This window comes from Nocardioides sp., assembly GCF_016462705.1.
Classification (GTDB): domain Bacteria; phylum Actinomycetota; class Actinomycetes; order Propionibacteriales; family Nocardioidaceae; genus Nocardioides.
This window is the reverse complement of the sequence record NZ_JAEMSS010000272.1, coordinates 1-4,042: the sequence shown is the minus strand read 5'-3', so window position 1 is coordinate 4,042 and position 4,042 is coordinate 1. Positions and strand designations below refer to the sequence as shown.

Below are 4,042 nucleotides of genomic sequence, written 5' to 3'. Positions count from 1 at the left end.
GGCACCGGGCTCGGCGTGGGCGTCCCTGCCGCTGACGGAGCGGCGTCGGCCGGCTCGTCGGCCGGGCCCGAGCAGGCCGTCAGCACCAGGGCGGCGAGCAGGAGGGCAGCGGTGCGCACCAGCACAGGATCCCCGACGATTGGGAACCGGTCCGCGCGCGTGGGTAGAGTCATCGGGTTGCCTCGGCGAGGGAGACCGCAGCACCAGCGGCAGTCTCCGTGATCGACAGGGCCGGCCCGTCAGGGTGCGCGCTCCGATCAAGTCGTCGAGAGCCCCCGACGTAGACCGACAACCAGCAGGAGCAGAGCCGACATGGCCACCGAGAAGATCACCGCCGAGACCCGCACCGAGTTCGGCAAGGGCGCGGCCCGCCGCATCCGCCGGGCCGACAAGATCCCCGCCGTCCTCTACGGCCACGGCAACGACCCCGTGCACCTGACCCTGCCGGGCCACGACACGATGATGGCGCTCAAGCACGGCGGCGCGAACGCGCTGCTCGACCTCGACATCGACGGCAGCAGCCAGCTCGCGCTGACCAAGCAGGTGCAGGTCGACCCGATCCGCCGCACGCTCGAGCACATCGACTTCGTCGCCGTCCGCCGTGGCGAGAAGGTCACCGTCGACATCCCGATCCACGTGGTGGGCGAGGCCGTGCGCGAGACGCTGGTCGTCACCGAGAACTCGACCGTCCAGGTCGAGGCCGAGGCCACCCACATCCCCGAGTTCATCGAGGTCTCCGTCGAGGGCGCCGGCGCCGGCACCCAGATCCTGGCGTCCGACCTCGACCTCCCCGAGGGCACGACCCTGCTGGTCGACCCCGAGACGCTCATCGTCAACGTCACCGAGCAGGTCAGCGCCGAGGCGCTGGAGGCCGAGCTCGAGGAGGCCGAGGCCGAGGCCGGCATCGAGCGCGAGGAGTCCGACGCGGACATCGAGGCCGCTGCGGAGGCCGGCGAGGCCGCCGAGGGCTCCGACGCCGACAAGGGCGACTCCGCGGGCGAGTGATCTTCCGCCGTCGCTCGAAGGACCGCGAGGACAGCGCTGCGATGGACGGCACCGAGGCCTGGCTGGTCGTCGGCCTGGGCAACCCCGGGCCGGCGTACGCCGGGCACCGGCACAACGTCGGCTACCTGGTGGTCGACGAGCTGGTCCGACGCCAGGGCTCGCCGCTGCGCGCCCACAAGTCAGGACGTGCCGAGGTCCTCGAGGGACGGTTCGCCCCACCCGGCGTCGAGGCGCCGCGGGTCGTGCTGGCGCGGCCCCGGTCCTACATGAACGAGATCGGCGGGCCGGTGAAGGCGCTCGCCGGCTTCTACGGCGTCCCCCCGGAGCGGGTCGTGGCCGTCCACGACGAGCTCGACATCCCGTTCGAGTCGATCCGGGTCAAGCTCGGGGGCGGCGACAACGGGCACAACGGGCTGCGCTCGCTGCGCTCCTCGTTCGGCACCGGCGACTTCTACCGGGTGCGGGTCGGGATCGGCCGGCCGCCCGGTCGCCAGGACCCCGCGGACTTCGTGCTCTCCAGCTACTCCGCGGCCGAGCGCAAGCTGCTGCCGCTGGAGGTGGACCGGGCCGCGGACGCCGTGGAGACGCTGGTCACCGAGGGGCTCGAGCGCACCCAGCAGCGGTTCAATTCCTGACGGCCTCCGGCGCCCGCCAGCCCACCCGGTGGGCCAGCCCCACCGCGGCCAGCTGCGAGGAGACCTCGAGCTTGCCCAGGATCGACTTGACCTGGGTGCGCACGGTGGCCTCCGAGACGACCCCGCGGGCCGCGATCTCGCGGACCGCGTGACCCCGCATGAGCTCGCCGAGCACCTCGCGCTCACGTGAGGTCAGCAGGCCGATCCGGTCCTGGACGACGCCGTGGTGGGTGCGCCGCTCCAGCCAGGCGTCGACCAGCTCGTCGCGGTCGCGCCGGTCCAGGACCGGCATGCCCTGGTGGATCCGCCGCACGGTGGCGAGGAGGTCGTTGAGCGGCTGCGACTTCGACAGCACGATGCGGGCGCCGTGGGCGAGCACCTCGCCCCAGCGGGCACGGTCGGTCTGACCGGTCAGCACGACGACCTGCGCGCCCCGCTTGACCAGGGGCGCCACCAGCGGCGCACCGTCTCCGAACGGCCCGAGGTCGAGGTTGAGCAGCACCACCGTCGGCCGGAGCCGCGCGATCGCGGACACCAGGGCGGCCGGGGAGGCCGGAGCGTCGGGCACCGCCACCCGACGGACGTCGTAGCCCTCCACGCTCAACGCCAGCTCGAGCGCCTCGGCGATCGAGACGTGGTCGTCGACGATGACGACGCGTACGTCGCCACGTGCTGCGTTCGAGGCCATGTGACAGCCACCTCCGGGTTCGTCGACCAGGGAGAAACCCGGGGAGCAACGCCCACGCCGCGATCAGCTCACCCCCGCGTGCCCGCGCCCCCCGACGCGTTCCTACGATTCGCGCACCATATACCAAGAATCGGGGAACGGAACCCGACCCTGGGGTCGGCACTAGGGTCTGCGGGGTGACCTTCGAGCCCGGTACGCCGCCGTCCACGACCGCCACCGACGACCACGCGCTCGCCGCCTGGCTGGCCGAGGAGGCCGGCCGCCTCCTGCTGGAGGTGCGCGAGCAGGGCCTGACCGGCCGCGACCTCAAGGACGCCGGCGACCGGGCCGCTCACGAGCTGCTCATGCTGCTGCTGGCCGAGCACCGGCCCGCCGACATCGTCCTCTCCGAGGAGGGCAAGGACGACCGCCGCCGGCTGGAGGCCGACCGGGTGTGGATCGTCGACCCGCTCGACGGCACCCGCGAGTTCTCCGAGCCGCCCCGCGACGACTGGGCGGTCCATGTCGCCCTGTGGGAACGCGCTGCCGACGACCTGGTCGCCGGGGCCGTCGCCCAGCCCGTGCTCGGGCAGACCTTCCAGACCGGCGCGCCGCCCGTCGTACCTCCCCGGACCTCGGAGAGGCCCCGGATCGCCGTGTCCCGCAGCCGGCCCCCGGAGTTCGTGCACGGTCTGGCCCGGGAGCTCGACGCCGAGCTGGTGCCGATGGGCTCCGCCGGCTGCAAGGTGATCTCCGTGGCCCGCGACGTCTCCGACGCCTACGTGCACGCCGGCGGCCAGTACGAGTGGGACTCCGCCGCCCCGGTCGCGGTCGCCCGGGCGGCCGGGCTGTTCACGTCGCGGATCGACGGGTCGCCGCTGCGCTACAACCAGGACGACGTCTACCTGCCCGACCTCATCGTGTGCCGCCCGGAGCTGTCCGGCCAGATCCTGGCGTTCGTCGAGGAGCACGGCGTCTGAGGCATGGGCGTCCGGCACGTCCTGCTCGACGCCGACGGGGTGCTGCAACGGCATCCCGGTGGCTTCGTCGACGTCGCCCGGCGGCTGCTCGGCGGCACCACCGACGAGCGTCTCGTCGCGGCGTTCGAGGCGGAGGCCCCCTACCTCACCTCGGGCGGTGACTTCCCGGCCGCCCTCGGCGAGCGGCTGCGCACCTTCGGCGTGCGGACGCCGCTGCTGGAGCTGCACCGCCAGGTGTGGCTGACCATCGAGGTCGACCCGGTGGTGGTGGACCTGGTGCGAGGGCTCCGGTCGGCCGGGCACGCCGTCCACCTCGCGACCAACCAGCACCAGCACCGCGCGGCGTACATGCGCGACGAGCTCGGCTACGACGAGCTGTTCGACTCGTGCTGGTACTCCTGCGAGGTCGGCGCCGCCAAGCCGTCGCCGGACTACTTCACCGCGGTGCTGGCCGGCCTCGGCGCGACGGCGGGCGAGTGCCTCCTCGTCGACGACTCCAGGCCCAACATCGACACCGCGCGGGGGCTGGGCATGGAGGCGGAGCAGTGGACGACCCGGGACGGGCACGAGGCACTGCGAAAGGCGCTCGCGCGGCACGGCCTCCTGGGCGCAGAGTGACCCCGTGACCGCCTTCATCTCGCACACCACGATCGACTGCGCCAACGCCTACGAGCTCTCCGAGTGGTGGAAGCCCGTGCTCGGCTACGTCGACCTCGACGGCGACCCCAACCTGCCCGGGCACGAGGAGTGCATGA

5 protein-coding genes are annotated in these 4,042 nt (G+C 73.0%); 4 read left to right on the top strand and 1 reads right to left on the bottom strand.

What is annotated here, in order from left to right:
- The first annotated feature begins 312 nt into the window (after nt 1-312).
- Together JHD21_RS21230 and pth are read left to right on the top strand one after the other, a co-directional pair.
- A complete protein-coding gene (locus JHD21_RS21230; protein ID WP_292679467.1) occupies nt 313-1,005 on the top strand; it encodes a 50S ribosomal protein L25/general stress protein Ctc in 693 nt (230 codons plus the stop codon).
- Between the two features lie 41 nt (nt 1,006-1,046).
- Nucleotides 1,047-1,640, top strand: a complete 594-nt coding sequence (gene pth / locus JHD21_RS21225) for an aminoacyl-tRNA hydrolase (protein WP_292679465.1) — start codon at nt 1,047-1,049, stop codon at nt 1,638-1,640.
- Here the strand turns inward: pth and JHD21_RS21220 are convergent.
- Complete coding sequence (locus tag JHD21_RS21220; RefSeq protein WP_292679464.1) at nt 1,630-2,328, bottom strand: response regulator transcription factor; 699 nt, start codon at nt 2,326-2,328, stop codon at nt 1,630-1,632. The genes pth and JHD21_RS21220 overlap by 11 nt on opposite strands.
- Before the next feature lie 176 nt (nt 2,329-2,504).
- Between JHD21_RS21220 and JHD21_RS21215 the strand changes: the two genes are divergently transcribed.
- Complete coding sequence (locus JHD21_RS21215; RefSeq protein ID WP_292679462.1) at nt 2,505-3,287, top strand: 3'(2'),5'-bisphosphate nucleotidase CysQ; 783 nt, start codon at nt 2,505-2,507, stop codon at nt 3,285-3,287.
- A gap of 3 nt (nt 3,288-3,290) precedes the next feature.
- Nucleotides 3,291-3,905 (top strand): HAD-IA family hydrolase, encoded by a 615-nt coding sequence (locus JHD21_RS21210; protein ID WP_292679461.1) that lies wholly within the window; start codon nt 3,291-3,293, stop codon nt 3,903-3,905.
- Nucleotides 3,906-4,042 lie beyond the last annotated feature (137 nt).

Coding starts and splice junctions, on each gene's coding strand:
- pth (WP_292679465.1), top strand. CDS start 1,047: ATGGACGGCACCGAGGCCTGGCTGGTCGTCGGCCTGGGCAACCCCGGG.
- JHD21_RS21230 (WP_292679467.1), top strand. CDS start 313: ATGGCCACCGAGAAGATCACCGCCGAGACCCGCACCGAGTTCGGCAAG.
- JHD21_RS21210 (WP_292679461.1), top strand. CDS start 3,291: ATGGGCGTCCGGCACGTCCTGCTCGACGCCGACGGGGTGCTGCAACGG.
- JHD21_RS21220 (WP_292679464.1), bottom strand. CDS start 2,328: ATGGCCTCGAACGCAGCACGTGGCGACGTACGCGTCGTCATCGTCGAC.